Here is a 3639-nt window from a genome sequence, read left to right on the forward strand (position 1 = left end):
GGGTGGCCGGGGCGCCCGTCGGAGTGGCTGCGGGGCGGGTGCGTCCGAGGGACGCATGGGCCGTACGGGGGGGGCGGCTGGGCTCGTACGGCGTGGGGTTCGGTGTTCGCCGCGGGCGCACGGGCGGCGTCCGACATGTGGGCGGCGGGTGGGTCGGGGGTCGGCCGGGGGTGGGTCGGTCGGCTGGGGGCAGCCCTTGCGGTGGTGGCTGGCGCGCGCGTGGCTGTAGGTCAGCCGGCCCGGCGGAGGGGGCCGTCCTTGCGGCAGTGGCCGGCGGGCGGGTCAACCAACCGGGGGCCAGCCCTTGCGACGGCGACCGGCGTACCGGTGGGAGCAGGCCGGCCGGCCCGGCGGGGGTGGTCAGTCCTTGCGGCGGCGGGCGCGGTGGCGGGCGATCTCGGCCTCAAGGAGTTCGTGCAGGCGGCGTTCCGCCTCGGTCTCCTCGGGGAGCACGTCCTCGGCCGCGGCGGCGTACGCCTGTGCCGCCTCCCGCGTCATCTTCGTGGGCGCGTGCGGGTCGCGGTCGGAGGGGCGCGGGCCCTCGGGTCCGTCCGGGCCGATGCGCACCAACCGCTCCACGCGCACCACCCGGAAGTGCCGCCCGGCCACCTCAAGCTCGTCGGCCCGGGTCTCATCGAGGCGGTCGGCCGCGCTCGCGTACGGCTGCTGCTCCTGGTCACTGAGGCCGAGCCGCCACGGGATCATCACCCGCAGGCTCATCGCCAGGCCGTCGCGCGCCTGCTGCGGGGTGGCCTCCACCCCGCTGGAGTCGGGCACCCAACGGCCGTCCCTGCGCTCGGACGTCATGAAGCTGGCCGGCAGCAGCACGCCACCGGGGTGGGTCCGGGAGGCGCGCACCGAGTCGTCCCGCATGTCGTCGGGGACGGCGCCGGCCTTGCAGACCAGCGAGAGCAGTTCGAGTTTCAGGGCGCCCTCGGCGGCTGCGGTGGCCTGGGCCGGGTCCATGACGAAGCCCTCCACGGGGCGGGTGGTCCGGTGTGCCTCACCGGGTTCGGCGGGGTCGGGGTCCGATGGGCGGGGCGGTTCGGGGCCGTCGGGGCCGGAGCGGATGAAGCGCTCGGCCCGCACCACCCGGTAGCGGGTGTCCAGGACGGTCAGCTCGTCCAGCGCCTCCCACTCCAGCCGCTCGGCCATCCGCAGGCACTCCACCTGCGCCTCGGTCTCGCCCTCCGCCGCCTGCTGCTTGGCGAGCCTGCGGAAGTGCGCGCCCAGGTCGTCGCGGCAGTCCTGCGGGGTGTGGCCGGTGAAGGAGTCGATCACCTCCCAGCCGCCGGTCTCGCACTCCCGCGCCAGGCCGAACACCGGCCCGCCGAGGCCGAGCACCTCCGGGTACGTCGCACGCGCCCGCCACGCCTCGACGTCCGCGACGGCCTCCACCGGTCCCTCCGGCCCGGAGACCTTGATCATCCGGTACGCGGGTACGTTCTCACCCATCTCCGCCATGGCCTCAGGATGCCCCCGCCGCTCAGGATGCACCCGGTAGATGCCCGGAACTGACCGCCAAGCGTGCAAACCCGTACGCGCAACGACCAACCCTGTTCGTTCGCCACCCCTGACCCTCGCGGGGTCGGATCACACCGGCCGTCCCACCCTGCCGGCCGGACCGCCGGCCGGTGGGCCCGGGTCAGGGCTCAGGTCAGCGGCTGCCAGGGCAGGGTGAGCGCCACCCGGATCTCCTTCCCGCCGCCCGGGCAGGCCACGATGTCGACCTCGCTGGCCAGCCGGCAGACCAGCGGCCAGCCGTAGCCACCGACGGGCACTGCGGTGGCGCTCTCGCGCGGCCTGACGCGGGGCATCGCGTCGCTGTGGTCCCGTACGCCGAGGCGCAGCACGCCCGCGTCGAGCGCGATCCAGAAGCCGGTGACGCCGCCGCCGTGCCGGATGGCGTTGGTGACCAGCTCCGAGGTCACCAGCAGCGGATCGGCCAGGGCGTCGCTCTCGCGGCCCGCGTCGCTGGGCACGGGGTGGCACCGCAGCACCAACTCGGTCACCCACCGACGGGCCTCGCCTGCGCTCCGCGGCACCGCCCACCGGAAGCCGCGCCGCGGCCGTACCGGACTGTCCTTCGCTGACGTCACACCCCTCACCCCCGTACTGACGCAGTGTCACTCGGTTCGCCTGACGGACCGGTGCTGCTTTCCGTTGTCGCTCGCGGTCGCCCGCACCGCGCGCTGCCGTACCGGTCGTTGTCCCAGTCGTCGCGGCGGGGCCTTTTGGTTGCCACCGCGCGGCGTTCTCTTCGATCTCCGGACGCGCGGGCCTCCTCATGGTGCGGTTGCCCGTACGGGGGCGGTGCAAGCACCCGGATGTGCCGGGGGCGTGCGCCCGCAGGTCATCTCCCTTGTCCGTACGGCCTGTTGAGGGGAGATCAGGGTGGGTCCCAAAAATGGGGGGCATGACGTGGTTACGGGTGGGTAGGCGCTGCTTCGCCGCCGAACCCGGCGGTCAGCGACTGCGGATTTCGGGGAGGACCCATGACGGCACAGGTCATGTCCGACGTGCTGGGCACGGCAGCGACCGAGCCCGCACACACCGCGCCGACCAGCGCGAACGTCACCCACCCCGGGGTGGACCTGCCTGCGCTCGCCGAGCCGCACAAGCTCGCGCCGAAGGATGCCAGGTCACTGTCCAAGCTGTTCTTCGACCGGCTGGCCACCCTTGCGGAAGGCACTCCGGAGCACCAGTACGCACGCAACACCCTCATCGAGATCAACATGTCGTTGGTGCGTTACGTCGCCAAGCGGTTCCGGCACCGCGCCGACGAGATGGAGGACATCGTCCAGGTCGGCATGATCGGTCTGATCAAGGCGATCGACCGGTTCGAGCTCTCGCGCGAGGTGGAGTTCCCCACCTTCGCCGTGCCGTACATCGTGGGCGAGATCAAGCGGTTCTTCCGCGACACGACCTGGGCCGTGCACGTGCCGCGGCGGCTCCAGGAGGCGCGGGTGGAGTTGGCCAAGGTGACCGAGGAGCTGAGCGGGCGGCTGGGTCGCTCGCCGACGGTCGCCGAGCTGGCCGAGGCCCTGAAGATGAGCGAGGAAGAGGTGATCGAGGCCCGGGTGGCGGCCAACGGCTACCACTCGGCCTCGTTGGACGCGGCCATCAGCGGTGACGACCAGGACAGTGCGGCGGCCCTCGCCGACTTCATCGGCATGGACGACCCGGCGATGGAGCTGATCGAGGACTTCCAGTCGCTGGCCCCGCTCATCGCCGAGCTCGACGCGCGCGAGCGGCGCCTGTTGCACCTGCGCTTCGTCGAGGAGCTCACCCAGGCGCAGATCGGCGAGCAACTCGGCATCTCCCAGATGCACGTCTCGCGCCTGCTGGCCCGCCTCATCGACCGGCTGCACCGCGGGCTGCTCACCTCGCGCTAGCCCCCTCTCCCCCGCCTGCACGCCCAGGCCCCGCAGGCTCCGCCGACGCGTCGACCCCACCCCACCGGGGTCGTCGCCGGGCGGGGCGGCGGGGCCCGTGCGCTGCGCGGCCGGCCCCGCGGTCAGTGCACCGGCCGGCGGCGCGCGGCCGCCCACCCGGGCGGCCGCCCCCGCCGACCCCCCCCCCCCGCCGGCCCGCCCGCGGGGCGGCCCGCGCGCCCGCCGGCCCCGCGGCCGGGGCGCC

3 protein-coding genes are annotated in these 3639 nt (G+C 74.2%); 1 reads left to right on the forward strand and 2 read right to left on the reverse strand.

Annotated elements, in window-relative coordinates; all coding sequences use genetic code 11:
• Nucleotides 1–360 precede the first annotated feature (360 nt).
• Both AAHZ94_RS30610 and AAHZ94_RS30615 read right to left on the reverse strand, forming a co-directional pair.
• Nucleotides 361–1464 (reverse strand): DUF5954 family protein, encoded by a 1104-nt coding sequence (locus AAHZ94_RS30610; protein ID WP_349996981.1) that lies wholly within the window; start codon nt 1462–1464, stop codon nt 361–363.
• A gap of 188 nt (nt 1465–1652) precedes the next feature.
• Nucleotides 1653–2099, reverse strand: coding sequence for an ATP-binding protein (locus AAHZ94_RS30615; RefSeq protein ID WP_349996982.1), 447 nt, complete (start codon nt 2097–2099; stop codon nt 1653–1655).
• Between the two features lie 396 nt (nt 2100–2495).
• On the opposite strand from AAHZ94_RS30615, the gene AAHZ94_RS30620 reads away from it, so the two are divergent.
• Nucleotides 2496–3395, forward strand: coding sequence for an RNA polymerase sigma factor SigF (locus AAHZ94_RS30620; protein ID WP_349996983.1), 900 nt, complete (start codon nt 2496–2498; stop codon nt 3393–3395).
• The last annotated feature ends 244 nt before the right edge of the window (nt 3396–3639 follow it).

Source organism: Streptomyces sp. HSW2009 (assembly GCF_040240285.1).
In the GTDB taxonomy this organism is placed as follows: domain Bacteria; phylum Actinomycetota; class Actinomycetes; order Streptomycetales; family Streptomycetaceae; genus Streptomyces.